Below are 21,909 nucleotides of genomic sequence, written 5' to 3'. Positions count from 1 at the left end.
GTTTTATCTTTGCTGGCCGTAACTTGCATGCTACGCCCATGACGGAGTCCCGAAGCGGGTGCTATGATCGCCAGTCCAATATTTACATTACCGACTTGCACCAACAGCACAACGAGGAAAGCGGCTTGTCTCACTTACCGGTGATCGTCGGCATGGGTGGCGTCAACGCCGCCGGTCGTACCTCTGGCCATCAAGCGTTTCGTCGCACCGTGATCGACGCCCTTCCTGAAGCCGAGCAGCAGGCGTTGATGCTCGGCCTGGCCGCCATGATGGGGCTGGGTACCTATCGGGAGGGCACCTGGTACGATACCGCCGGAAACCCCATCGAGACCGCTCGCCTGGCCGAGAACTGTCGCGCGCAGGTGCTCGACCATACGCTGATACGGCGTATCGAGAACCCCCTCTTCAACGACGACGGTCTGCCGGCCAATCGCCGTGCCAGCCTGGGCCTGGGCTCGGAGCTGACCTTCAGCATTCGCCGCCGCCAGTTGCCCGAGCGGCTGCCGCCGACCTGGCAGGTGCGCGAGCTGGATCGCCACACGCTGGAGGTCACGGTGCCAGCCGGTGAGCTCGACGTGCTGCTGCCGGAAACCCGACCGGCTCTGGTGCGTGCCGCAGGCCAGCTGCCCAGCGGCTTCGATCCCAGTCGCTACTACCGCAGCGTGCACCATCCGCGCGGCCTGTCGATGTCGATCTTCGCCGCCAGCGACTGCCTGGCGAGCAGCGGCCTGGCGTGGGATGAGCTGCGCGACCGTCTCGATCCCGACGACATCGCCGTGTACGCCGGCAACTCCATCGGCCAGCTCGACGACGAAGGCTGGGGCGGGCTGCTCAAGAGCTTCGTGTCGGGCAACCGGGCCACCTCCAAGCAGATGCCGCTGGGCTACGGGCAGATGCCGGCCGACTTCCTTAACGCCTACGTGCTCGGCAGCGTGGGCGGCACCGGGGCCGCACTGGGCGCCTGCGCCAGCTTCCTCTACAACCTGCGCCTGGGCGTGGAGGACATTCGCAACGGCCACCGTCGTGCCGTGATGGTAGGGACGTCCGACGCCCCGGTAACGCCGGAGATCATCGAGGGCTTCCGTGCCATGGGTGCGCTGGCCGACGACGAAAGCCTCAAGGCGCTGGACGCCCTGGAGCTGCTCACCGACGCCGACTATCAGCGCGCCTGCCGCCCCTTCGCCCGTAACTGCGGCTTCACCATCGCCGAAGCCAGCCAGTTCATCCTGCTACTCGACGATGCCCTGGCCCTAGAGCTGGGCGCCGAGATCCTCGGCAGCGTGCCGGGCGTGTACGTCAATGCCGACGGCTGGAAGCGCTCCATCTCCGCCCCCGGCATCGGCAACTACATCACCCTGGGTAAGGCGGCCGCGCTGGTCCGCGACATGCTGGGCGACACCGCCCTGCGCGAGCGCACCTTTCTGCACGCCCACGGCACCAGCACGCCCAAGAACCGCGTGACCGAGTCCCACGTCTTCGATCTGGTCGCTCAGGCTCATGGCATCGAGAACTGGCCGGTGGTGGCGGTGAAGGCCTTCGTCGGCCACTCCCAGGGCAGCGCCGCCGGCGACCAGCTGGCCAGCGCGCTCGGCAGCTTCGCCCACGACCTGCTGCCGGGCATACCCACCCTCGATGCGGTGGCCGACGACGTCTACGCCGAGCGGCTGCGCTTCTCCCGCGAGCCGCAGCCATTCACGGCCGATGCCGCCTTCATCAACGCCAAGGGCTTCGGCGGCAACAACGCCACCGGGGTCGTGCTTTCGCCCGAGGTGACCGAGCGGCTGCTGGCGCAGCGCCACGGCCAGGCCGCCGTCGAGGCCTGGCGCCAGCGGCGCGAAGCGGTGCGCGAGGCCAGCCAGGCCTACCTGGCCGCGGCCGATCGCGGCGAGTTCGAGGTACGCTATCGCTTCGGCGAAGGCGTGCTGGAAGGTCCCGAACTCGAGGTCCGCGACACCCATATCGTCATCCCCGGCTATGCCCGCCCGGTATCGCTGGCCGTGGACAACCCCTTCGGCAAGCTGGAAGAGTGATTCGACGCGGCCCGCCGACGTTGTCGGTTGGGCCGCTGGCGGTTACCCTGAGCCCCCCCTGGCAGTGCAAGTGAGCGGAGCGCCATGAAAATCGCGGTCTATCCCGGCACCTTCGACCCCATTACCCACGGCCACTATGACCTGATCGAGCGTGCCTCGCTGCTGTTCGACAAGGTGGTGGTCGCCATTTCCGCCAGCCCCGGCAAGAACCCGGCACTCGATCTCGATACGCGTATCGCCCTGGCCCGCGAGGTTGCGGCCGGCCTCGACAACGTCGAAGTGATCGGCTTCTCGGGCCTGCTCACCGACATGATGGCCGAGCAGCAGGCGCACATCATCCTGCGCGGCCTGCGCGCGGTATCCGACTTCGAGTACGAGCTGCAGCTGGCCAACATGTACCGGGCCCAGGCGCCGGAGCTGGAGAGCGTGTTCCTCACGCCGGCGGTGGAGAACTCCTACATCTCCTCCACCATCGTGCGCGAGATCGCCAAGCTCGGCGGCGACGTCTCGCGATTGGTGCATCCCAGGGTCGCCGAAGCGCTGCGTAAGCATTACAATACCTGACCGAATTACTCGGCTTTTGTCCGAGCCGCCTTACCGGGGCGCGGCCGAATGCGCCCCGCCCGATCGCGAGGTAGCCCCATGGCCCTGATGATCACCGACGAGTGCATCAACTGCGACGTCTGCGAACCCGAATGCCCCAATGATGCCATTTCGGCGGGGGAAGAGATCTACGTCATCGACCCCAACCTGTGCACCGAATGCGTCGGTCACTATGACGAGCCGCAGTGCCAGCAAGTGTGCCCGGTGGACTGCATCCCCCTCGACCCGGAGCGTCGCGAGAGCCGCGACGAACTGATGGCCAAGTACCGCCTGATCACCGCGGCCTGAGCCGCCGTCCGCGCACTGCGCCTCGATCTCGGCTCGCTCAGCGCTCCACCGGTGCAGGTCGCGGGTTGATCGAGGTACAACCCAGGCAGCGGCGGAAGGTCGCCTCGGCCGGGGTCTTCACCAGCGCTTCGGCCGCCTGGTCGACGTTGCCGCCCATGGCCGAGAACGGCAGCGAAACGACGAACAGCGCGGTACCGCCAATGGTTGCCACCAGCAGCAAGGGTCGCGCAATCAGCGCATCGGCGACCATCGCCCCGCCGCTGGGTCGCGCCTCCATACGCTGCTGCTGGGCTTGTACCTGCAGACTGCCAAGCAGCAGCGCTGAGGCCACCGCCAATGCCGTCACGATTCTCGTCATGCGTACCATTTCTTCCCCTTATTCCCCTGTACGGCTCGTCGAACGTCACGCTGTCGTAACCTGACTCACCTCCACCTCGCTAAAATCCCACAGCCGACGCCGCGCTTCCAGTGTAGCCAGCCGCGGTTGCGTTCTGCCGCCTCTGTCGCCATGCTGCTCGGTTCGTTTCTCTTGAAAACGTTCGGTGACGACTCTGCATAGCGAAACACCCGCGGCGGCAAGACGGCGCATCTGGACGCTAGCGTGGCCAATCATACTCTCGAACATCACCGTGCCGCTGCTGGGCCTGGTGGATACCGCCGTGGTCGGCCACCTGCCGGACTCGCGCTATCTGGCCGGCGTCACGCTGGGGGCCACCCTGTTCAGCTTCCTGTTCTGGGGCTTCGGCTTCCTGCGCATGGGCACCACCGGGCTGACCTCCCAGGCGGTGGGCCGCGAAAGCGACAGTGAAGTGCGCAACCTGCTGGGGCAGTCGCTGCTGCTGGCCATGGGAATCGGGGCACTGCTGATCCTGTTCTCGCAGCCGCTGATAACGCTGGGGTTGTGGCTGCTCGACGGCAGCGAGATCGCCACCGAAATCGCCGCCGAATATGCCCAGATCCGTATCCTCTCGGCCCCGGCGGTGCTGGCCAATTACGCCATCCTCGGCTGGTTCCTGGGCCAGCAGAACTCGCGGGTGACGCTGGCGATCCTGATGCTCACCAACAGCGTCAATATCGCCCTGGACCTGCTGTTCGTGGTCGGGCTGGGCATGACCAGCGACGGCGTGGCCTGGGCCACGGTGATCGCCGACTACACCGCACTTGCCTTCGGCAGCTGGCTGGTGCTGCGTCAGCTGCAGCAACTGGAAGGTCGCTTCATGCGCGAACGGCTGCTGCGGCTTGCCGCCTATGGCGAGCTGTTCCAGGTTAACGCCAATCTCTTCGTGCGCACTCTGGGCTTGCTGTTCGCCATGGCCTTCTTCACCTCTCGCGGCGCGGTACAGGGCGACACCGTACTGGCCGCCAACGCCGTGCTGCTGCAATTCATCATGCTCACCAGCTATGCACTGGACGGCTTCGCTCACGCCGCCGAGGCCACCATCGGGCGCACCGTGGGCCGCCGGCGCTGGGACGAATTCGGCGATGCCGTGCGCGCCGCTGCCTGGTTCTCGCTGGCGACGGCCGCTACCGCGGCACTCGCCTTCGCCTTGGGCGGCCACTTTCTCATCGCCCTGCTGACCGGCCTGCCCGAGGTGCGGGACACGGCCGGCATCTATCTGCCCTGGATGGTGGCCATGCCGCTGATCGCGGTATGGAGCTATTTGCTCGACGGCGTCTTCATCGGCGCCACGGCCATTCGCGAGATGCGCAACAGCATCTTCATCGCCCTGGCGAGCTATCTACCGGTATGGTGGATAGCGAGTGCAGTGGCACCGCCAGGCTACGAGAACCACGCGCTGTGGCTGGCGTTCATCGCCTTCTCCATGGTGCGATCGGCGGTGCTGGTCGGCTACTATTGGCACCATCGGCGTACCCGGTGGTGCCATCAGCCCAATGAGCCAGTGCCACCGACAGCGGCCAACCGCTCCGGCTGAGCCGAACCGCCATTTAATTAGGGCAAGCTGATGAGTTTGCGCTATTTTTCTCAGACGCATACCCGACAACCAGAAGAAGCGACGCTGCCATGCTCAGATTCCTCTCGAGACCCGCCGTCAAGCTGGTCGACCGTTATCTGCCGGACCCTTTCATCTTCGTGCTGCTGCTGACGGTGGTGGCCGCGGCCGCCGCCATCGGCGTGGAACGCCAGACGCCGCTGGCCGTGATGCGAATGTGGGGCGACGGTTTCTGGAACCTGTTGACCTTCTCCATGCAGATGCTGCTGGTCCTCGTGACCGGCTTCATGCTGGCCAGCTCGCCGCCGGTCAAGAAGCTGCTGCAGCGCCTTGCCGCGCTGGCCAATGGGCCGGGCGGTGCCATTCTGCTTGTAACCTATGTGTCGCTGGTGGCCAGTTGGATCAACTGGGGCTTCGGCCTGGTGGTGGGTGCGCTGTTCGCCAAGGAGCTGGCGCGTCTGGTGCGGGTCGACTATCGCCTGCTGGTGGCCAGCGCCTACTCCGGCTTCGTGGTGTGGCACGGCGGTCTGGCCGGCTCCATCCCGCTGACCATCGCTACCGAGGGCCACTTCACCGCCGAGCAGATCGGCGTGATCGGCACCGGCTCGACCATCTTCGCCTTCTTCAACCTGGCCATCGTGGTGTGCCTGTTCGTCGCCATCCCGCTGGTCAACCGGGCCATGCTCCCTGACGAAAAGGAGAGCGTCTACGTCGACCCCAAACTGCTCGACGATGCCCCGGCCGCCCGGGTGCGCGTCACCCGCCCTGCCGAGCGTCTCGAGAACAGCGTCACCCTGGCCTGGCTGGTCGGCATCCCCGGGGTGATCTTTCTGCTCGATCATTTCGTGTTTCGCGGCGGCGGTCTGAACCTGAACATCGTCAACTTCATGTTCCTGTCGCTGGCCATCGTGCTGCACCGCACGCCGCGCAGCCTGCTGGAGAGCCTCAACGAGGCGATCAAGGGCGGAGCCGGCATCGTCATCCAGTTCCCCTTCTATGCCGGCATCATGGCGATCATGGTGCAGTCGGGGCTGGCTGAGTCCATGTCTCAGGGGCTGATCTCGTTCGCTACCGAAACCTCGCTGCCATTCTGGTCCTTCATCAGCGCCGGTATCGTCAACCTGTTCGTGCCCTCCGGCGGCGGCCAGTGGGCGGTTCAGGCACCGGTCATGCTGCCGGCCGCCGAAGCGCTCGGCGTCGATATCGCCCGGGTCTCGATGGCCGTGGCCTGGGGCGATGCCTGGACCAACCTGCTGCAGCCGTTCTGGGCGCTGCCGGTACTTGCCATCGCCGGCCTGAAAGCCAAGGACATCATGGGCTATTGTCTGATTCAGCTGGTGATAACCGGCGTGATCATCTCGGTGGGCCTGACCTGGTTCTGACAAGGCGTCATCTGCGTAGCGCGGACCCGGCCTGGCCCGGGTCCGCTGCCACTTCTCAACGCCGCGAGCCTTATGGATACCTTCCTGGAAGTCATCGATGCCATTGCGCTGTTGATCGAGGTGCTGGGAGTCACGATCATCGTCGGCGGTTTCGCCATCACCTCCTGGCGCTTTCTGCATCACCGCATGTTTCACGAACAGCGGGCTTTCATGCACTATCGCCACGGCATCGCTCGAGCGCTCATACTGGGGCTGGACTTCCTGATTGCCGGCGACGTGATCAAGACCGTGATCATCGCCAACACCGGCCAGCAGGTCGCCACCCTGGGGGTGATCGTACTGATCCGCGCCTTCCTTGCCTTCACCCTGCATGTGGAAGTGGAAGGACACTGGCCGTGGCAGGACAGCCGCTACCTGAGAGCGAAGGATGGCGAACGACATGACCGCCCCGAACGAGAGAGGTAACGAACATGGCAGGCGCCGACAGCCTTCCCCTGGATCTTCCCGGCCAGCACGAGCTGAGCATGACGGTGCTGATGACACCTGACATGGCCAACTTCAGCGGCAAGGTGCACGGCGGCGCCATCCTCAAGAAGCTCGACGAGGTGGCCTACGCCTGCGCCAGCCGCTACTCCGGCCACTATGTGGTGACGCTCTCTGTCGACCAGGTGCTGTTCAAGCAGCCGATCCATGTCGGCGAGCTGGTGACTTTCCTGGCCTGCGTCAACCACGTGGGCCGCTCATCGATGGAGATCGGCATCAAGGTGGTGGCCGAGAACATCCGTGACAAGGTGATCCGCCACACCAACAGCTGCTACCTGACCATGGTGGCGGTAGACACCGACGGCAAGCCGGCACCGGTGCCGCCGCTTGCGCTTACGACACCGCTGCAGAAGCTGCGCTTCGAGAAGGCCGCCCTGCGCAAGAAATTGCGCAAGCAGGCCGAAGAGGCCGAGCGCCGCGCTCAGGCAGAGCACGGCCAGGCGTGAAGGTCCGCGACCACAGCTACGGCGGTATCAGCCGCAGCCGATGTCGGTGATAGTATCGCTGTCGTCGATATGGACGTTGATGCGGTCGCCGCGGTACTCCATGGTATAGGCGTGTCCCGGGCGGATGACCCGCAGCGTGGCGGCGCCGCTCTCGCGTTGGATCGACTCGCCCAACGCTTCGTCATAGTGCCGGCCGACGCGATCCTGCACATGCCGCGCGCCACAGGCATCTTCGCTCTCACTGACCTCAGGCGGCCTGGGTGCAGGATCATGGGGTTGAGATGGGTTCGAATTGGACATAGGCGCACATCCTGCCAGCAACAATGCGCTGAAAGAGGCCAGGCAAAAACGCGATGGGCTAACCATGCGAAGATCTCACTAAAAGGGGGGAAGAGTCTATCGATTCAGGCAGCACACGGGGAGACTGCCAAGGTCGCCCGCATGCTGCCAAGCCGGACCGCTGGGATTTACTGGGCGGCGTCCTGCACGTGCTGGCCGCCACGCTCGACGTCCTGACCCGCGCCTTCCATGGTGTTGCAACCCGCTAGGGCACCGGCAGTCATCAGCAGAGCAAAGCTCAAAGCAATCGCTTTCTTCATGGTCGTATCTCCTTGAAATAGCCTTCGGGAATTCCATTCCTTTCCGTGAAGCAATGGCCTCTTCAAGCGTAACAGCCGGTTGTCATTTTGAAAAACGCTAATATGAATTCGACTGCCGCTGAATCGCCTCGCCACCGGCTTCGATGTCTTCACCCATGCCGCGCATGGTGTTGCATCCGCTGAGCAGTGACAGCCCGAGCAGCAATGCCAGCACAGTAGCTACCATCCGTTTCATTGTCGTTCTCCTGTTCGTCAGGCCTGACCCCTTCACTTTAGTCGCTAACGCAGCGAAGCGCCCGCCGAGGCTGGCAGACGCTCCCCCGCGCTTGTGCCATGATGAGGGCATCGCCACCATGAGGGAGAGCCGATATGTCGTCAGTGGAGCTGGATGAACGCCTGGTCAGGGACAGCTACCCGGTTGCCGAGCTGCCGCTGTGCCAGCTCAGACTGATGGACGATACCCGCTTCCCCTGGCTGATCCTGATTCCGCGGCGTGCAGGGGTGAGCGAGACATTCGACCTGGACGAAGCGGACCAGCGCCAGCTATGGCATGAGGCCAGCGAGATGGGCCGCATGCTCAAGGCGATGACCCGAGCCGACAAGATCAACGTGGCCAATCTGGGCAATGTGGTCGCCCAGTTGCACGTGCACGTGGTGGCCCGCCGACAGGCCGACGCTGCCTGGCCGGGGCCGGTGTGGGGGCAGGGCGAGGCGCAGCCCTACGATCTGGACGGACTGGCCAGCATGCGCGATCACCTGCTGGCCCAGCTGGATGGGCTGAAAGCGCGCCTCTGACTCCCTCAGCCGCCGAAGGGGTGCCCTCCCCCGGCCGGCGGCTGAGCCGGCGCGCTGCGGGCCGGCGGCTCGCCCAGCATGGGGGCGGAGGTGGGCTGGGAGATACCGGTCACCGAGAGCGAGATGCCCAACGACATGATGGCGAGTCCACCCGCCAGGGCCACCCAGCTGAGCAGCCGTGCGCCTCGCTGTAAGCCGTTCTGCCTCGCCAGCTGCTTTTCGGCCCAGCCACGGGCAAAGACGCTGGCCAACGCCAGCGCCGAAACTGTCAGCGCCGTGCCCAGCGCCATCACCATGACTGCCGCCACGCCTACGGCAAACTGACCCAGCAGGCTGGCGGCCCCCAGCAGCAGAACCCCGCCGCTGCAGGGACGAATGCCGATAGAGACCACCGTGGCCAGTGCCGTGCGCCAGTCGGCGGCCTGTTGGGGATCGACGTGATGATGCCCGCCGCAGCAGTGAGCGTGGTCATGAGCATGGGAGTGGCCGTGCGCATGTGAATGGTCGTGCGCATGGGCATGACCGCCGGCCGGCTGTCGCCGCAGCTGACGAATCGCTCGCCAGCATAGCCAGGCCCCCAGCAGCGCCACCATCAGGAAGCTGGCCTGCTCGACCCACACTACGCTGCCCATCGCCTGCCGGGTGACCCAGCCCAGGCCATGCACCAGCACCACCACCAGGCTGATGGCCACCACCCCCTGCAGCAGCGAAGCGGCAAAGGAGAGCCCCAGCGCCCGGCGCACCGCGCCGCCCTGGGAGAGTAGATAGGTGGTCAGCACCGCCTTGCCATGCCCCGGCCCGGCGGCATGAAAGACCCCGTAGGCGAAGCTGATGCCCAGCAGCGTCGCCCAGGCACTCGCGGAAGGGGTGCCGGAAAAGTTGGTGATCGCCATGGTCAGGGCACGATGAAAGTCGCGCTGCCAGGCCACCAGCTGCAGGCTCAACGACTGCAGACCGCCCTGGGCGAAGAAGTTCAGCGCCAGCAGGGCCACGGCCAGCAGGCCCAGCCCGACAAGCCAATTACGGGTACGGGGGTGCGCTCTTGCCACTACTCGCATTTGACGACTCCGGTCTCGGCAAAGTGACGACCCAAGCCGGGCTCCGCCTCGTCGGTGACGTCCAGCATGGCGGCCTGCATCACCAGCTCGGGGTCGGGGTTGGCGGGAACGATCTGGGTGCTGCAGCTCAGCTCGCCGCCCACCAGCAAGGCGTCGTCGAGCGGCGTCTCTCCCTCTGCCTCATGCACCACCTCAAGGTAATAGGTGGGATCGAACACCTTGTACTGCAGCGTTTGGCCTTTGAGCGGCTGGGTCGTCTCCAGCGGCAGAAGAAAGACGAACTCGACCCGACCGCCACGCTCCATCACGGTGTACTCGGAGACGTCACCCAGGCCGAGTCGCTCCTCGCCCAGGCGAATCTCGGTGAAGTAGTCGAACGGCGCCAGGTTGCCACGGATCTCGCCGCCCAGGCGGTCGAGCCCCGCTTCCAGGCCACCCTCGGTACGGCTCAGCTCCTCCAGCAGCACCAGGCTGTAGAAAGGGTCCATCCGCCAGGCCTGATGCAGCGCCTCCAGGCGCCCTTCGTCGTCGACCACCAGGCGAACGCGAATGTCGATCCAGCCATGGGGGTGGGCCAGTGCCAGGCCGGGCAGCAAGCCCAGCAGCAGTACCGCAAGCCAGGCACGTTTCACCCTGGCGGAGAAAAATTCATATAGGCGATTCATGTCGCAACGTGTCTCTCATGAGAACCAATGACGTCGATCAAGGGGCCAAGCCCAGCCGGCGCTGAAGCTCGGCCAGCAGGGGGTCGAGAAGATGCGGCGGCAGCGGCCTGCCACCGCGGGTGGCGCTCAACGAAGCACGGGCCCCCTGCCCCTCCGGCACCACCGCGACGTCGACCCGATAGCCGGGCCAACGTGCCAGCGCCGCCTCTGCGCGGCCCCGCTCGGCATTGGCACGGCGAATCACGTAGCCCTCGTCGGCCAGGAGGCCGAGAGCCTCCTGCAGTACCGCTTCCGGCGCTGCGGCGAACGCCAGCTCGCGCGGCTCCGGGGCCGGCGTGGTCGTCGCACAACCCGCCAGCAGGGCCAACAGCGACACCAGGACAGCGCGACGCATCACAGCGACTCCCCGGCCGGCACGGCCGTCATGGCCTGGCGCAGCGAACGACAGAAGGGCGCGTCGCTACCGCTGCGGGTCTCGCGCAATTCGCCGCGCCAGTCGATCACCTGGATGTCGCGACTGACCCGCACCCCGCCGGGATCGGCGATCACCGATACGCGCTCGAGCTGGGTGGCGTCCTGCGCGATGCTGCCGCCGGCGCCACCGAAGCCGATCATCATGCCGGTGGAAACCCCGCGCCCAGCGCCGATACCCACGCCACCGAAGAAGCCGGTGCTCTCCCAGCTGTCGTAGCGATCGCCGTAGCCGGGTATCGTCCGGGTGCGGTCGGCGCTGACCAACCCCACCGCCGGCTCGGTGTCGCGCACGACGAAGCCGTCCGCTTCCAGCGCGTTGAGCGCACGGCGCACCCATTCCCGCGGTTCGAGGCCATCGGCTTCCCAGCGGCACTCTGCAGCCGGCTGCGGTTCTGCGGTGGGCAGCACCGTCGGTGTCGTCTGGCAGCCTACCAGCAAGGCCAATCCGGGCATCATCCACCACCACTGGCGCATGAGGTGTCTCCTTTCGTCATAGGGCGCAGTCTACGCCGCACAGCCCACCATGCAAGGGTGCTGCTGCCGTCTTGAGAGTGCCAACGGCCGCTCGGGTTCCCGAGGCGTCGTCACTGCGTCAACGAGCCGCCCCCACTTGACCGTCGCCGGCGTCACACGCACATCATGCAAAGCGGCTATCGTGCCGATGTTGAGATATTGCTTAAGCGACGCCATATCGACACGTAGACTCTGAGGAAATCCCATTACGCGACAAGGAGAACGCGCATGAGTGACACCAACGCCATCGGTCTGCACGAGAGCAGCGCCAGTCAGCTCGCCGAGAAACTCAACGCCCTGCTGGCGAACTACCAGATCTTCTACATGAACGTTCGCGGCTACCACTGGAACGTGAAGGGGCCGCAGTTCTTCGAACTGCATGCCAAGTTCGAGGAGTTCTACACCGACCTGCTGACCAAGGTCGACGAAGTGGCCGAGCGCATCCTGACCCTGGGACACAAACCGGTGCACGCCTACAGCGACTACGTGGCCATGTCGCAGATCCGCGAGGACAAGAACGTACATGACGGCGAAGCCTGCGTACGCGGCGTGCTCCAGGGCTATCAGACCCTGATCGAGCTGCAGCGCGAGCTGCTGGCGCTGGCCTCGGATGCCGACGACGAGGGCACCGCCGCCCAGGCCGGCGACTACATCCGCGAACAGGAGAGGACCGTCTGGATGCTCAACGCCTATCTGGGCTGAAAGCCTGCTGACGGCAGCACCGTGAGGTCGCAGCGCAATACACGGCTGTTCAGGAACGGCGAGCATAGTCGAACAGTGTTCACTATGCTCCCTTTCCACCGCTATAATGGAGTGAGGGAAAAGAAGGGGTGACCGGAACGTGTCGTTGGCACTTGAGGAGAACCCCCATGAAACGTCTGATCTTCACCGCCTTGGTAGCCGCCTTGTCGCTGCCCTTCTCCATGTCGGCAAGCGCCGACCATGGCCGATATGCCGCTCATGGCACCCAGATTCATCATCACCACTACTACGTGCGCGACCATCGCGGCAAACCACCGAAGCATCGGCGCCATCATCGCGCCCATCGCCACTCCCGACCCGCCCATCGCGTAGTGGAGCATCACTATTACGCTCCTCCACGATACGACCATCACTACCGCGGCCACACCGATGTCCCGCTGGTCACCGTAGGGGGCTATCCCGTGGTTCACATCCAGGTCAACCACTGACGCCTGACTCACATGCCACTACATCGAGTCACGGTCCGATACCCCACGTCCCTTGTCTTCCGCCCTTGCCGTTTTATGGTGATAAGGGGCAGTGCTTATGTCGTCGCACAAGGAGCAAGGAGATAGCGAATGAGCGAGAAGCTGAAAGGCAAGACCGTCGCCATCCTGGCCACTGACGGCTTCGAGGAGTCGGAGCTCACCGAGCCCAAGGCCGCGCTCGAGCGCGAAGGGGCCACGGTGCACGTCATCGCACCGGACAAGGACAGCATCCGTGCCTGGGCCGGCACCGACTGGGGGCCTTCCTATGACGTCGATCGCAAGCTCGACCAGGTCGATGCCGGCGACTACGACGCCCTGGAGCTTCCCGGCGGCCTGTTCAACCCCGACGCCCTGCGTCAGAACGAGCAGGCGCTGGCCTTCACCCGGCGCTTCTTCGAGCAGCACAAACCGGTGGGCGCGATCTGCCATGGCCCCTGGGTATTGATCAACGCCGGCGTGGCCAAGGGCCGCCGCATGACCTCCTACCCTTCGGTGGAGATGGACCTGCGTAACGCCGGCGCCGAATGGGTCGACCAGGAAGTGGTAGTGGATAGCGGCCTGGTGACCAGCCGCAAGCCCGACGACCTCGACGCCTTCTGCAGCAAGCTGGTCGAGGAGATCGCCGAGGGCAAGCACAGCCGCCAGCACGCCTGAGGCACTGCCCGGCGCCGCTCATCGCAGCGGCGCCGGGTCGTTTCAAGCCTCAAGCGCTGTCCGCGGCCAGATCCTCGATCAACGCACGAAGCAGGCCCCAGAACTCCACCACGGAGTCCAGCTCCACCCGCTCGTCAGGTGAGTGGGCGCCGCGAATCGAAGGGCCGAAGGAGATCATCTCGAGGTTGGGATACTTGCCGGCCAGGATGCCGCACTCGAGCCCGGCATGGATCACCTTGACCGCCGGCTCGCGTCCCACCAGTTGCCGGTGCAGACGCTCGAAGCGCGCCAGCAGGGCGCTGTCGGGGGCAGGCGTCCAGCCGGGGTAGTCGTTCTCGACCCGCGTGCGCGCCCCGATCAGATCGAACAGGCCGCGGAAACGATCGGCCAGATCCTCCACCGCACTGTCACGCAGCGACCGCACCAGGGCGCAGAGATGGAAGCGGCCTTCGTCGAGGTTCACCACGCCCAGATTGTTCGAGGTTTCCACCACGCCGGGCACTGCGCTGCTCATACGCTCCACCCCGTAGGGCGCGGCGTTGAGCGCCGCCAGCAGCATGCTGCTGGCATGGGCATTGAGCGCCTGGGCGGGTCTTTCCGCCACGCGCACCGCGACCAGAGACAGCCCGTCGTCGACGCCGGCCAGCTCGGTACGCAGCTGCTGTTCGAGCGCCTGCACCCGACTCTCGGCGGCGGCGACTTCATCGGCCGGCAGCACGACGGTGGCGAAGGCTTCGCGCGGGATGGCATTGCGCAGCGTACCGCCACGATAGCTGACCAAGCGGATGTCGTAGGCTTCTAGCGCTCTGAGCACACGTACCAGCAGGCGATTGGCATTGCCGCGCCCGCGATGGATGTCGATGCCGGAGTGACCGCCCACCAGCCCGGTCAGGGCGAGCTCCAGGGCCACCTCGTCGACTCCCGACTCGGCGGTAGGCAGCTGCGCCTCGACCACGATGTCGGCACCGCCGGCACAACCGATGAAGACCTCGCCGCGGTCCTCGGAATCGAGATTGAGCAGCACGCTGCCCTGCAGCCATTGCTCCGCCAGCTGCAAGGCACCGCCCATGGAGCTCTCCTCCTCGAGGGTGAACAACGCCTCCAGCGGCCCGTGCACCAGGGTGTCGTCTTCCAGAATCGCCAGCGCCGCCGCCACCCCGAGACCGTTGTCGGCGCCTAGCGTGGTGTGGCGGGCGCGCAGCCAGCCGTCGTCCACGTAAGTGTCGATCGGGTCGCGGGTGAAGTCGTGGGGGTGATCGGCGTTGGCCTGCGCCACCATGTCGAGATGGCCCTGCAGGATGACGCCCGGCGCGCTCTCATGGCCCGGCGTAGCGGGCTTGCTCAAGCGCAGGTTGCCGTAATCGTCACGGTCGTGGGCGAGCCCATGCTGTTCGGCCCAGCGCTCGAGGATCGCCACCAGTTCGGCCTCGCGCCCTGAGGGGCGAGGCGTATTGCACAGCGTGCGAAAATGGCGCCACAGCGGCTGTGGCGAGAGTTGCGCGAGATGTTCGTTCATGTTGGATCTGCATGATGGTAACCGGCCTACCTTACCGGGCCGGCAACGCCGGGAAAAGCCCGCTCAGCCTGCGCGCGATTCGTCGGCCAGCAGCGTGGCCACCAAATCGCGCATCCGCGCCATGACCTGTCGCCGCCCCTCGACTCCGGCCCGGGCGGCCAGCCAGGCGATATCGCGCCCTTGAAAGGCCCAGGCGGCGAGCCATGCCAGCTCGGGGTCATGCCGCCCCACCACTACCGCACGGCATATCAGCCGCTGCAGGGCGAGACGCGCCAGCGCCGGCTCGCGGTGGCCGTGGGCCACATCGTCCAGGTCGCGCCACGCGGCCTCATCGAGCTCCGCTCGCTCCCCTTCCGCCAGCAGCGCCAGGGCGACCTCCGGCTCCAGCCCGGCCAGCTCGAAGGCGAGCAGAACGGGCAGCAGTGCATGGAAGCGCCGCGTCAGCGTTGCACACAGCGATTGCCCCATGACAGTGAGCGGTGCCACCACCATGACCGCATGTTCTCCCGTCGAGGTTTCCCGCGACAGCCCCAGGCGCACCGTGCGAAAGCCTTGGGAGCGCCAGAAGGCGAGCAGCCCCGGCTCGGCGCCGAAACTGGCGCCCAGCAGGTCGACGCCAGCTTCCTGAGCCGCTGCACGCTCTCCCTCCAGCAGCCGCGCCCCCAGCCCCTCGCGGCGCCGCTGGGGGTGCACCGAGATACGCTGCACCCGGCGCAGGCGGGCCGTGAGCGCTTCACGGCAGCCGGCATGGGCGGCCAGCGACTGGGCCAGCAGGTGCCCCGGCAGCCGCCGCTCGCCTCGCGCCACTTTGTCCGCCAGCTCGGGGGCGAAGCCCCCCTCGTCGGCGCACACCGCCACCGCTTGGATATGGGTGCCGTCCGTCAGCGTCCTGACCCTGAGCTCCGGCGCATCGAGCAGCCGCTGAAGGTCAGCCGGCGCGGTGCGGTAGTGGGCCTGCACCAGCAGGCCGAAGATCTGGCGCAACGCGGGCTCGTCGCCGGCCAGCGCCTCGGGCTGCCAGACCCATTCCTGCAACGGTTTCGACGCCACCCCCGGCGGCTCGGCATCGAGCAGCAGCAGGTCGCCGACCAGTCGTTCGAGCGGGTCGCCTTCGGCCCAACGTATCGGCGCGGCGAGATGGCATTCGCGCCAATCCGGTGTCTGTCGCTCGAGCCTCTCGCGGAAGCGCAAGGCGAAGCCGCGCCCGGAGCCTTCGTAACCGTGCACGGTGGTGGCGAAGGCGATGCGCGGAAACGCTTCGAGCCACTGCCCGAGCAGGGCGGCGGGAATGGCCGCAGCCTCGTCCACCAGCAGCCAGCTTCCTTGGCCGCCCGCCTCGCCGCGCTCGACCCGGGCACTCAGCTCGTCGGGGGCGACGAACTCGACGCGTCCGCCGCCCTCGTCATCGAAGCGCCCGCCATGGCGATGCCCTTGCGGACACAGCGACGCCAGACGCTCGAACAGCGCCTCGACCGCCGCCAGGCGTGGCGCCGTCACCCAGATCTTCGCCTGCCCCTCGTTAAGCAGGCGGGCGCAGGCGATACCCAGCGCGGCACTCTTGCCGCGGCCCCGGTCGGCGGTGATCACCAGCGGTCGCCGGCGCCGGAGGCCGATCAGGCGCTCCACCGCCTGGCGCTGGTCGCGGGTGATGCAGTCGGGATCGCCGCTATCGGCCTCGGGCTTGGGTTCGGGCCTGGGGCCGGGCAGCCGCAGCGGCTCGCCGGGCGTCCAGTGCACGGCATCCGTCGCCTGCACCAAGCGTTCACGCAGGCGGGCCATGTAGTGGCTGACCGCCTGGTTGCCAGTGGCCGGTGGCAATAACAGCAGCAGCAAGCCGCCTGCCCGCAGGGTGCCACTCAGGGCACCGAATGCATCCGGATCGAAGCCCGCCTCGCTGGCGGCATCGTAGACGATCAGATCGTGCTCGCCGCCCAGCCGGGTGCGGGCCTTGGCCGGTGGTAGCCACGCCGCTTGCCATGCCTTTTCCGGTGCCGCCGACGACACCCAGCAGGGGTGCTGCCAGGCGCGGGCCTGCCATACAGCCAGCGCTTGCTGCCGCGCCGTATCGGCAGGCGAGGTCGACCACACCAGACCGCGCCAGCCCTGCGCAGCCATTTGGTCAGACCAATTCAATACCGAACTCGCCTCTCGCTCGTACACAACACCAACCCCCACCGAAGACTCTCCCTGCACGCCTCTTGGCATTAACAATTGGTCGCACTTTTAGATACACCGAAAAGGCTAAGCACGCTAAAGATAAGCATAGGATCTATAGAAAAGGCGCAATTTTTCCAGAAGATCGCAACAAAACACCATCAGTTACCTATAGAAACACACTTCTTCTCAGCGAGACCCCATCCGCACACTTTGGTCTGACCAATTTTCCATTATTGCTTTCCCTTTGAGTTGCATGGCTAATTCAGCGCTGGAATAGGCCTTTCCCTAAAACAATACCCGTCACAACAAGTGGAGTCGCGTCTATGCAAGCATCAACTGGCCCCAAGGTGTCCACACGTTTCAAGCTGGCCAGCACGACCGCCGCCGTAATCCTGGCCGGCGCCGCCATGGCCAGCACCGCCAACGCCCAGGAGCGCGTGCGCTGGCAGGTACCTATCGCCTTCCCGTCACACCTGGTGGGCCTGAGTACGCCGGTCGTTCATCTGTCCGAAACGCTGGAAGCGATCTCCGGCGGCAACATCAACCTGCGCTACTACGAGCCGGGCGAGCTGATCCCGCCGTTCGAGATCCTCGATGCCGTTTCGGAAGGCCGCTACCCGGCCGGCTACACCTGGATCGGCTACGATCAGGGCAGCATTCCGGTATTGCCGCTACTCTCCGGCCCTCCCTTCGGCATGGAGCCCCCCGCCTTCATGGCCTGGCACTATTTCGGCGACGGCTACGAGCTGCTGCAGGAAGTGTACGAGCCCTACGGGGTCAAGGCGCTGCTGTGCGGCGTGATCGGGCCGGAAGCCGCCGGCTGGTTCGCCGAGCCACTGGAATCCCTCGACCAGATCGACGGCCTGCGCATCCGCTTCGCCGGTATCGGCGGCCGCGTCATGGAGCAGCTCGGCGCCTCGGTCACCATGCTGCCCGGTGGCGAGCTCTACCAGGCCATGGAGCGCGGCACCATCGACGCCCTGGAGTTCTCGGCCCCGGCCGTGGACCGCATCCTGGGCATGCAGGAGATCGTGCAGAACTACATCATGCCGGGCTGGCACCAGACCTACACCACCTCGCACCTGCTAGTGAATCAGGAGACCTGGGACGACCTTTCCGACCTGAGCCGCGCCCAGATCGAGATCGGCTGCCGCTCCGCCACGCTGTTCGGCTTCTCCGAGAGCGAGTGGGAGAACCCCCAGGCGCTGGCCGGCTTCGAAGCCGAAGGCGTGAACGCCCAGACCCTGTCGCCGGAGATCCTGGCCGAGCTGGAGACCGTCACCATGGGCGTGCTGGACGAGATGGCCAGCAACGACGCACTCTTCGCCCGCGTGCTGGAGAGCCAACGTGAATGGATGCAGGTCCACGGCAACTGGCATGCCAAGGGTTATCTGCCGCGCGCCTACTACTCGCCCAACTCCAACTGACGGCAAGTGCCGGTTGCCGGTGGCATGCCACCGGCAACCGGCCTCCCGGCTTGCGGCAACATGCAAGAGGCTGCACGATGTCTACACTGCTTCCCGACGCTCCCCCGGACGCCACCACGCTGCGCCCGGAGCTTCCCACCAACCGTGTCAGCCATATGATCGACACGGCCATTGCCGTTCTCGGCAAGCTGCTTTCCTGGCTGTGGCTCGCCACGCTTGCCGTGGTGCTCACCAATGTGTTCAGCCGTTTCATTCTGGGCCGCGGCTCCATCGCCCTGGAAGAGCTCTCGTGGCACTTCTTCGGCGCGACGATGATCCTGACCCTGGCTTACGCCGTGGTCACCGACGACCACGTCCGCGTGGACGTGCTGCGTGACAAGTTCTCGCTGCGCTTCCAGGCCTGGGTCGAGCTGCTGTGTATCGTACTGCTGGTGCTGCCGGTGCTCTATTTCATGGTCGACGGGCTCACCGAGTACGCCCAGCGCTCCTTCGCCCGCGGCGAGCGCTCCCAGGCGCCCAGCGGCCTGCCCTACCGCTTCATCATCAAGAGTACCCTGCCGATCGGCATGGCGCTGATCGCCATCGCCTTGTCATCACGAGCGCTGCGCTGCTGTACCTATCTCTTCGGCTTCCCCCGGCAGTTGCCTCTGCGGCGGCCGGTGGACCACCGCTAACGTGCCTTTGCGAGGAAGATCATGGGTCTCGAAGAAATTCTCGTCATCGGCATGTTTGCCGGCTTCATGGGACTGCTGCTGATCGGCTTTCCCGTGGCCTGGGCCTTGGCCGGCATCGGTTTCCTGTTCGCTGTCATCGGCCATGTGCTGGTCGAGCACATGGGGGCCGATCTGTGGTTCTCCTGGGGCGGCACCATCGGCGTTCTCGACCGGCGCCTCTACGGCATCATCGCCAACGAGCTGATGGTGGCCCTGCCGTTGTTCATCTTCATGGGCATCATGCTCGACCGCTCGGGCATCGCCGAGCGGCTGATGAACTCCCTGGTGCGAGTACTGGGTGGGCTGCGCGGCGGCTACGCCGTTACCGTGGTCATCGTCGGCGTGCTGCTGGCCGCTTCCACCGGCATCGTCGGCGCCTCGGTGGTGCTGCTCGGCATGCTCTCCATCGGCCCCATGCTGCAAGCGAAGTACAACAAGTCGCTGGCGGTGGGCACCGCCTGCTCGGTGGGCACCCTCGGCATCCTGGTGCCGCCCAGCATCATGCTGGTGCTGATGGCCGACCGCCTGGGCACATCGGAAGCCTCGGTGGGCCGACTGTTCATGGGCGCACTGATTCCCGGCATCATGCTGGGGGTGATGTACATCGCCTACATCGTGATCGCCGCCTATATCAAGAAGGACCTGGCGCCGGCGCCGGAGAACCGCCAGCCGCTCAATGCCCGCGCCCTGCTCGAGGTGCTGATTGCCGTGCTGCCGCCCCTGGCGCTGATCGTGGCGGTGCTCGGTTCGATCTTCACCGGTTTCGCCACCACCACCGAAGCTTCCGCAGTGGGTGCGCTGGGGGCCGTGCTGCTGGCCCTGTTCAATCGCCGCCTGAGTTTCGATGTGGTGTCCAAGGCGCTCTATCAGACCACCCGCACCACCGCCTTCATCTTCGGCATCTTCGTCGGTGCCACCATCTTCGCCGTGGTACTGCGTGGGCTGGGCGGCGATGACGTGATTCGCAACGCCATCACCGGGCTGCCCTTCGGCCCGGCCGGCGTGGTGCTGACCATCATGCTGGTGGTGTTCCTGCTCGGCTTCTTCCTCGACTGGGTGGAGATCACGCTGATCATTCTGCCGCTCGTCGCCCCGGTGGTGTTCAGCCTGGGTGTCGATCCGGTGTGGTTCGCCATCCTCTTCGCCATCTGTCTGCAGACCTCGTTCCTGACGCCACCGGTAGGCTTCGCACTGTTCTACATCAAGGGCGTCTGCCCACCGGGCATCACGACGCTCGACATCTACAAAGGGGTCGCCCCCTTCGTGGCCCTGCAGATGCTGGGGTTGTTCCTGGTGTTCTTCTACGAGCCGCTGGCCACCTGGCTGCCTGCTCAGGTCTACGGCGGACGCTGATGACAGCGACGGCGCCCGGCCGGGCGCCGTCTGCCGCGTTATCCGGCTAGACTTTGGTCTATTCTCACGCTCTTCTATCTCTTGCCCCACCCTGCCACCAGGCGGAAGTTTTACCTTTCAATACAGATAGATCCGCCTCCCATTCTTTCTTAATTAAACGTAACCGATGCTCGGCTCAACCCTGCTCAGCACCGTAGCCAGCTATCGATTCCGGTCATGACAGCGTGCTAGCTTGTCGATGTTCTCTGGCGGCCTGACCGATCATTCAGCAAATCACAACGACTGCGGCATGCCGCCTGGCAAGATCTTCTCTTTACGGCAGCACAATAAGACCCAGAAGGGAGCACGACATGAAGATGAAGACAAGATTCGCCATCTCCGGCCTGGCGGCCGGCATCGCTCTGGCCGCCTTCGCCACCACCGCTCAGGCCCAGGAGCGCTGGACCATGACCTCCACCTGGCCGGACAGCATCGATCTGATCCAGATCGACCGCCACTGGGTGGAGCTGGTCAACAAGATCGCCGGCGATGAGCTGCAGATCGAGTTCCGCGCCGGCGGCACCCTGATGCCCGGCACCGAGGTGTTCGACGCTACCGAGACCGGCAGCATCGAAGCCGCCGGCGACTGGCCCGGCTACTGGGCCGGCCGCAACCCGGCCTTCTCGCCGCTGGCCACCACCACCATGCTGTTCAACGCCGTCGACTACCTGAACTGGATCCAGCAGTGGGGTGGCTGGGACCTCTACCAGGAGATCTACGGCCAGTACGACATGGTCTACCTGCCCTACGGTATCACCAACAACGAGTCGGGCTTCATGGGCCGTACGCCCATCGAGAGCCTGGCCGATCTCGACGGCAAACGCCTGCGCCTCTCAGGCCGTGACCAGGGCCGCGTGCTCGAGCAGCTCGGCGGCTCCCAGGTGACCCTGGCCGGCGGCGAGATTTATCAGGCGGTGGAACGCGGCGTGGTCGACGGCGCCGAGTTCTCCACCCCGGGCGTGGATTACAATGCCGGCTTCGCCGAGGTGGTCGAGTACTGGTCGGTGCCGGGCTGGCACCAGTCCGCCAGCGTGTTCGGCGTGATGATCAATCGCGACGCCTGGGACGCCCTCTCCGAGGAGACCCAGGAGCAGCTGAAGATCGCCGCCGATGCCACCATGGCCTGGTCCATCGCCTGGTCCGAGCGCGGCTCCACCGAGGGTACCGAGAAGTTCATCGATGCCGGTGTGACCATCAATCAGCTCTCCGACGAGGATCTGGAGCGCATCCAGGAGATCACCAACGAGGTGATCCTGCGCGGCGCCTGCGAGCACCCGGACCACGCCAAGGTCTACCAATCCATGATCGGCTACCTGGAGCACTACGCCACCTGGCGTGACATCTCCGCGCCGTTCAACATGAGCCGCACCATGGACAACCTGCCCTCGCTCGAAGAGATCGAAGCCTGTCTGTAAGGCTGTACCGGCCGCCCCACCCGGGGCGGCTGTCGTTCCGACGTCGGAGACTGGACCC

General features: G+C 65.7%; 25 protein-coding genes. 15 read left to right on the top strand and 10 right to left on the bottom strand.

The genetic code is table 11. The annotated features are described in order from the left end of the window. Positions 1 to 152 precede the first annotated feature (152 nt). The 3 genes from HOP53_RS19915 (at position 153) to HOP53_RS19905 (ending at position 2,921) form a co-directional block, all read left to right on the top strand. Entirely contained in the window at positions 153 to 2,030 is a 1,878-nt protein-coding gene (locus HOP53_RS19915; RefSeq protein WP_234271764.1) for a beta-ketoacyl synthase, read from the top strand. A gap of 84 nt (positions 2,031 to 2,114) precedes the next feature. Continuing rightward, positions 2,115 to 2,594: a pantetheine-phosphate adenylyltransferase gene (coaD, locus tag HOP53_RS19910; RefSeq protein ID WP_234271620.1), complete on the top strand. Its 480-nt coding sequence runs from the start codon at positions 2,115 to 2,117 to the stop codon at positions 2,592 to 2,594. 78 nt (positions 2,595 to 2,672) lie between these two features. Next, the gene (locus HOP53_RS19905; RefSeq protein ID WP_234271619.1) at positions 2,673 to 2,921 is read left to right on the top strand and encodes a YfhL family 4Fe-4S dicluster ferredoxin; all 249 of its coding nucleotides are present in this window, start codon (positions 2,673 to 2,675) and stop codon (positions 2,919 to 2,921) included. Positions 2,922 to 2,958: 37 nt separating this feature from the next. Here HOP53_RS19905 and HOP53_RS19900 read toward each other — a convergent pair whose 3' ends face one another. Continuing rightward, positions 2,959 to 3,279: a hypothetical protein gene (locus HOP53_RS19900; protein ID WP_234271618.1), complete on the bottom strand. Its 321-nt coding sequence runs from the start codon at positions 3,277 to 3,279 to the stop codon at positions 2,959 to 2,961. Between the two features lie 184 nt (positions 3,280 to 3,463). Here HOP53_RS19900 and HOP53_RS19895 point away from each other — a divergent pair, with 184 nt between their 5' ends. From HOP53_RS19895 to HOP53_RS19880, 4 genes are all read left to right on the top strand, one after another. Next, positions 3,464 to 4,855, top strand: coding sequence for an MATE family efflux transporter (locus HOP53_RS19895; protein WP_234271617.1), 1,392 nt, complete (start codon positions 3,464 to 3,466; stop codon positions 4,853 to 4,855). Between the two features lie 89 nt (positions 4,856 to 4,944). Further along, on the top strand, positions 4,945 to 6,255 hold the full coding sequence (locus HOP53_RS19890; protein ID WP_234271616.1) for a short-chain fatty acid transporter: 1,311 nt from the start codon (positions 4,945 to 4,947) through the stop codon (positions 6,253 to 6,255). Between the two features lie 72 nt (positions 6,256 to 6,327). After that, positions 6,328 to 6,720, top strand: coding sequence for a DUF1622 domain-containing protein (locus HOP53_RS19885; protein WP_234271615.1), 393 nt, complete (start codon positions 6,328 to 6,330; stop codon positions 6,718 to 6,720). Between the two features lie 5 nt (positions 6,721 to 6,725). Continuing rightward, positions 6,726 to 7,244 carry an acyl-CoA thioesterase gene (locus HOP53_RS19880; protein ID WP_234271614.1) on the top strand — a complete coding sequence of 173 codons (519 nt, stop codon included), beginning with the start codon at positions 6,726 to 6,728 and terminating at the stop codon, positions 7,242 to 7,244. A gap of 27 nt (positions 7,245 to 7,271) precedes the next feature. Here the strand turns inward: HOP53_RS19880 and HOP53_RS19875 are convergent, their stop codons facing one another. The 3 genes from HOP53_RS19875 to HOP53_RS19865 form a co-directional block, all read right to left on the bottom strand. Next, a complete protein-coding gene (locus HOP53_RS19875; protein WP_234271613.1) occupies positions 7,272 to 7,544 on the bottom strand; it encodes an I78 family peptidase inhibitor in 273 nt (90 codons plus the stop codon). A 167-nt stretch (positions 7,545 to 7,711) separates the two neighbouring features. Then, positions 7,712 to 7,843 (bottom strand): entericidin A/B family lipoprotein, encoded by a 132-nt coding sequence (locus HOP53_RS19870; protein WP_234271612.1) that lies wholly within the window; start codon positions 7,841 to 7,843, stop codon positions 7,712 to 7,714. Between the two features lie 97 nt (positions 7,844 to 7,940). After that, positions 7,941 to 8,078 carry an entericidin A/B family lipoprotein gene (locus tag HOP53_RS19865; protein ID WP_234271611.1) on the bottom strand — a complete coding sequence of 46 codons (138 nt, stop codon included), beginning with the start codon at positions 8,076 to 8,078 and terminating at the stop codon, positions 7,941 to 7,943. A gap of 134 nt (positions 8,079 to 8,212) precedes the next feature. Between HOP53_RS19865 and HOP53_RS19860 the strand changes: the two genes are divergently transcribed. Beyond that, a complete protein-coding gene (locus HOP53_RS19860; protein ID WP_234271610.1) occupies positions 8,213 to 8,638 on the top strand; it encodes an HIT domain-containing protein in 426 nt (141 codons plus the stop codon). A gap of 5 nt (positions 8,639 to 8,643) precedes the next feature. Here HOP53_RS19860 and HOP53_RS19855 read toward each other — a convergent pair whose 3' ends face one another. The 4 genes from HOP53_RS19855 to HOP53_RS19840 are packed head-to-tail and all read right to left on the bottom strand — an operon-like array spanning position 8,644 to position 11,309. Then, on the bottom strand, positions 8,644 to 9,696 hold the full coding sequence (locus HOP53_RS19855; RefSeq protein WP_234271609.1) for a nickel/cobalt transporter: 1,053 nt from the start codon (positions 9,694 to 9,696) through the stop codon (positions 8,644 to 8,646). Beyond that, positions 9,687 to 10,361 carry a DUF1007 family protein gene (locus HOP53_RS19850; RefSeq protein WP_234271608.1) on the bottom strand — a complete coding sequence of 225 codons (675 nt, stop codon included), beginning with the start codon at positions 10,359 to 10,361 and terminating at the stop codon, positions 9,687 to 9,689. The genes HOP53_RS19855 and HOP53_RS19850 overlap by 10 nt, the downstream gene beginning before the upstream one ends. A gap of 37 nt (positions 10,362 to 10,398) precedes the next feature. After that, a complete protein-coding gene (locus tag HOP53_RS19845) occupies positions 10,399 to 10,755 on the bottom strand; it encodes a hypothetical protein (protein WP_234271607.1) in 357 nt (118 codons plus the stop codon). Further along, the gene (locus HOP53_RS19840; protein WP_234271606.1) at positions 10,755 to 11,309 is read right to left on the bottom strand and encodes a hypothetical protein; all 555 of its coding nucleotides are present in this window, start codon (positions 11,307 to 11,309) and stop codon (positions 10,755 to 10,757) included. Before HOP53_RS19840 ends, HOP53_RS19845 begins: the two co-directional genes overlap by 1 nt. Positions 11,310 to 11,576: 267 nt before the next feature. Here HOP53_RS19840 and HOP53_RS19835 point away from each other — a divergent pair, with 267 nt between their 5' ends. From HOP53_RS19835 to HOP53_RS19825, 3 genes are all read left to right on the top strand, one after another. Beyond that, a complete protein-coding gene (locus HOP53_RS19835) occupies positions 11,577 to 12,050 on the top strand; it encodes a Dps family protein (protein WP_234271605.1) in 474 nt (157 codons plus the stop codon). A gap of 167 nt (positions 12,051 to 12,217) precedes the next feature. Next, positions 12,218 to 12,538, top strand: coding sequence for a hypothetical protein (locus tag HOP53_RS19830; protein WP_234271604.1), 321 nt, complete (start codon positions 12,218 to 12,220; stop codon positions 12,536 to 12,538). Positions 12,539 to 12,667: 129 nt separating this feature from the next. Then, positions 12,668 to 13,231, top strand: coding sequence for a type 1 glutamine amidotransferase domain-containing protein (locus HOP53_RS19825; RefSeq protein ID WP_234271603.1), 564 nt, complete (start codon positions 12,668 to 12,670; stop codon positions 13,229 to 13,231). A 49-nt stretch (positions 13,232 to 13,280) separates the two neighbouring features. Here the strand turns inward: HOP53_RS19825 and HOP53_RS19820 are convergent, their stop codons facing one another. Both HOP53_RS19820 and HOP53_RS19815 read right to left on the bottom strand, forming a co-directional pair. Next, positions 13,281 to 14,747, bottom strand: a complete 1,467-nt coding sequence (locus HOP53_RS19820; RefSeq protein WP_234271602.1) for an aminoacyl-histidine dipeptidase — start codon at positions 14,745 to 14,747, stop codon at positions 13,281 to 13,283. A 63-nt stretch (positions 14,748 to 14,810) separates the two neighbouring features. Continuing rightward, on the bottom strand, positions 14,811 to 16,952 hold the full coding sequence (locus tag HOP53_RS19815) for a tRNA(Met) cytidine acetyltransferase TmcA (protein ID WP_479688673.1): 2,142 nt from the start codon (positions 16,950 to 16,952) through the stop codon (positions 14,811 to 14,813). A gap of 275 nt (positions 16,953 to 17,227) precedes the next feature. Here HOP53_RS19815 and HOP53_RS19810 point away from each other — a divergent pair, with 275 nt between their 5' ends. The 4 genes from HOP53_RS19810 (at position 17,228) to dctP (ending at position 21,851) form a co-directional block, all read left to right on the top strand. Continuing rightward, a complete protein-coding gene (locus tag HOP53_RS19810; protein WP_234271600.1) occupies positions 17,228 to 18,331 on the top strand; it encodes a TRAP transporter substrate-binding protein in 1,104 nt (367 codons plus the stop codon). Positions 18,332 to 18,408: 77 nt separating this feature from the next. Then, positions 18,409 to 19,005: a TRAP transporter small permease subunit gene (locus HOP53_RS19805; RefSeq protein WP_234271599.1), complete on the top strand. Its 597-nt coding sequence runs from the start codon at positions 18,409 to 18,411 to the stop codon at positions 19,003 to 19,005. A 21-nt stretch (positions 19,006 to 19,026) separates the two neighbouring features. Next, positions 19,027 to 20,397 carry a TRAP transporter large permease gene (locus tag HOP53_RS19800; RefSeq protein ID WP_234271598.1) on the top strand — a complete coding sequence of 457 codons (1,371 nt, stop codon included), beginning with the start codon at positions 19,027 to 19,029 and terminating at the stop codon, positions 20,395 to 20,397. A gap of 350 nt (positions 20,398 to 20,747) precedes the next feature. Continuing rightward, a complete protein-coding gene (gene dctP, locus HOP53_RS19795) occupies positions 20,748 to 21,851 on the top strand; it encodes a TRAP transporter substrate-binding protein DctP (protein WP_234271597.1) in 1,104 nt (367 codons plus the stop codon). Positions 21,852 to 21,909: the final 58 nt, after the last annotated feature.

The sequence above is a fragment of the Billgrantia ethanolica genome (assembly GCF_021404305.1).
Classification (GTDB): Bacteria; Pseudomonadota; Gammaproteobacteria; order Pseudomonadales; family Halomonadaceae; genus Halomonas; species Halomonas ethanolica.
Note: the sequence above shows the minus strand (reverse complement) of the source record. Positions and strands in the feature narration are given on the sequence as shown.

Excerpts from the sequence above, each read along its gene's own strand:
- HOP53_RS19915 (WP_234271764.1), top strand. The coding sequence starts at position 153 with ATGGGTGGCGTCAACGCCGCCGGTCGTACCTCTGGCCATCAAGCGTTT.
- dctP (WP_234271597.1), top strand. The coding sequence starts at position 20,748 with ATGAAGATGAAGACAAGATTCGCCATCTCCGGCCTGGCGGCCGGCATC.
- HOP53_RS19805 (WP_234271599.1), top strand. The coding sequence starts at position 18,409 with ATGTCTACACTGCTTCCCGACGCTCCCCCGGACGCCACCACGCTGCGC.
- HOP53_RS19870 (WP_234271612.1), bottom strand. The coding sequence starts at position 7,843 with ATGAAGAAAGCGATTGCTTTGAGCTTTGCTCTGCTGATGACTGCCGGT.
- HOP53_RS19830 (WP_234271604.1), top strand. The coding sequence starts at position 12,218 with ATGAAACGTCTGATCTTCACCGCCTTGGTAGCCGCCTTGTCGCTGCCC.
- HOP53_RS19855 (WP_234271609.1), bottom strand. The coding sequence starts at position 9,696 with ATGCGAGTAGTGGCAAGAGCGCACCCCCGTACCCGTAATTGGCTTGTC.
- HOP53_RS19890 (WP_234271616.1), top strand. The coding sequence starts at position 4,945 with ATGCTCAGATTCCTCTCGAGACCCGCCGTCAAGCTGGTCGACCGTTAT.
- HOP53_RS19840 (WP_234271606.1), bottom strand. The coding sequence starts at position 11,309 with ATGCGCCAGTGGTGGTGGATGATGCCCGGATTGGCCTTGCTGGTAGGC.
- HOP53_RS19880 (WP_234271614.1), top strand. The coding sequence starts at position 6,726 with ATGGCAGGCGCCGACAGCCTTCCCCTGGATCTTCCCGGCCAGCACGAG.
- HOP53_RS19815 (WP_479688673.1), bottom strand. The coding sequence starts at position 16,952 with ATGCCAAGAGGCGTGCAGGGAGAGTCTTCGGTGGGGGTTGGTGTTGTG.
- HOP53_RS19905 (WP_234271619.1), top strand. The coding sequence starts at position 2,673 with ATGGCCCTGATGATCACCGACGAGTGCATCAACTGCGACGTCTGCGAA.
- HOP53_RS19875 (WP_234271613.1), bottom strand. The coding sequence starts at position 7,544 with ATGTCCAATTCGAACCCATCTCAACCCCATGATCCTGCACCCAGGCCG.
- HOP53_RS19800 (WP_234271598.1), top strand. The coding sequence starts at position 19,027 with ATGGGTCTCGAAGAAATTCTCGTCATCGGCATGTTTGCCGGCTTCATG.
- HOP53_RS19820 (WP_234271602.1), bottom strand. The coding sequence starts at position 14,747 with ATGAACGAACATCTCGCGCAACTCTCGCCACAGCCGCTGTGGCGCCAT.
- coaD (WP_234271620.1), top strand. The coding sequence starts at position 2,115 with ATGAAAATCGCGGTCTATCCCGGCACCTTCGACCCCATTACCCACGGC.
- HOP53_RS19825 (WP_234271603.1), top strand. The coding sequence starts at position 12,668 with ATGAGCGAGAAGCTGAAAGGCAAGACCGTCGCCATCCTGGCCACTGAC.
- HOP53_RS19865 (WP_234271611.1), bottom strand. The coding sequence starts at position 8,078 with ATGAAACGGATGGTAGCTACTGTGCTGGCATTGCTGCTCGGGCTGTCA.
- HOP53_RS19885 (WP_234271615.1), top strand. The coding sequence starts at position 6,328 with ATGGATACCTTCCTGGAAGTCATCGATGCCATTGCGCTGTTGATCGAG.
- HOP53_RS19850 (WP_234271608.1), bottom strand. The coding sequence starts at position 10,361 with ATGAATCGCCTATATGAATTTTTCTCCGCCAGGGTGAAACGTGCCTGG.
- HOP53_RS19900 (WP_234271618.1), bottom strand. The coding sequence starts at position 3,279 with ATGACGAGAATCGTGACGGCATTGGCGGTGGCCTCAGCGCTGCTGCTT.
- HOP53_RS19835 (WP_234271605.1), top strand. The coding sequence starts at position 11,577 with ATGAGTGACACCAACGCCATCGGTCTGCACGAGAGCAGCGCCAGTCAG.
- HOP53_RS19810 (WP_234271600.1), top strand. The coding sequence starts at position 17,228 with ATGCAAGCATCAACTGGCCCCAAGGTGTCCACACGTTTCAAGCTGGCC.
- HOP53_RS19845 (WP_234271607.1), bottom strand. The coding sequence starts at position 10,755 with ATGCGTCGCGCTGTCCTGGTGTCGCTGTTGGCCCTGCTGGCGGGTTGT.
- HOP53_RS19860 (WP_234271610.1), top strand. The coding sequence starts at position 8,213 with ATGTCGTCAGTGGAGCTGGATGAACGCCTGGTCAGGGACAGCTACCCG.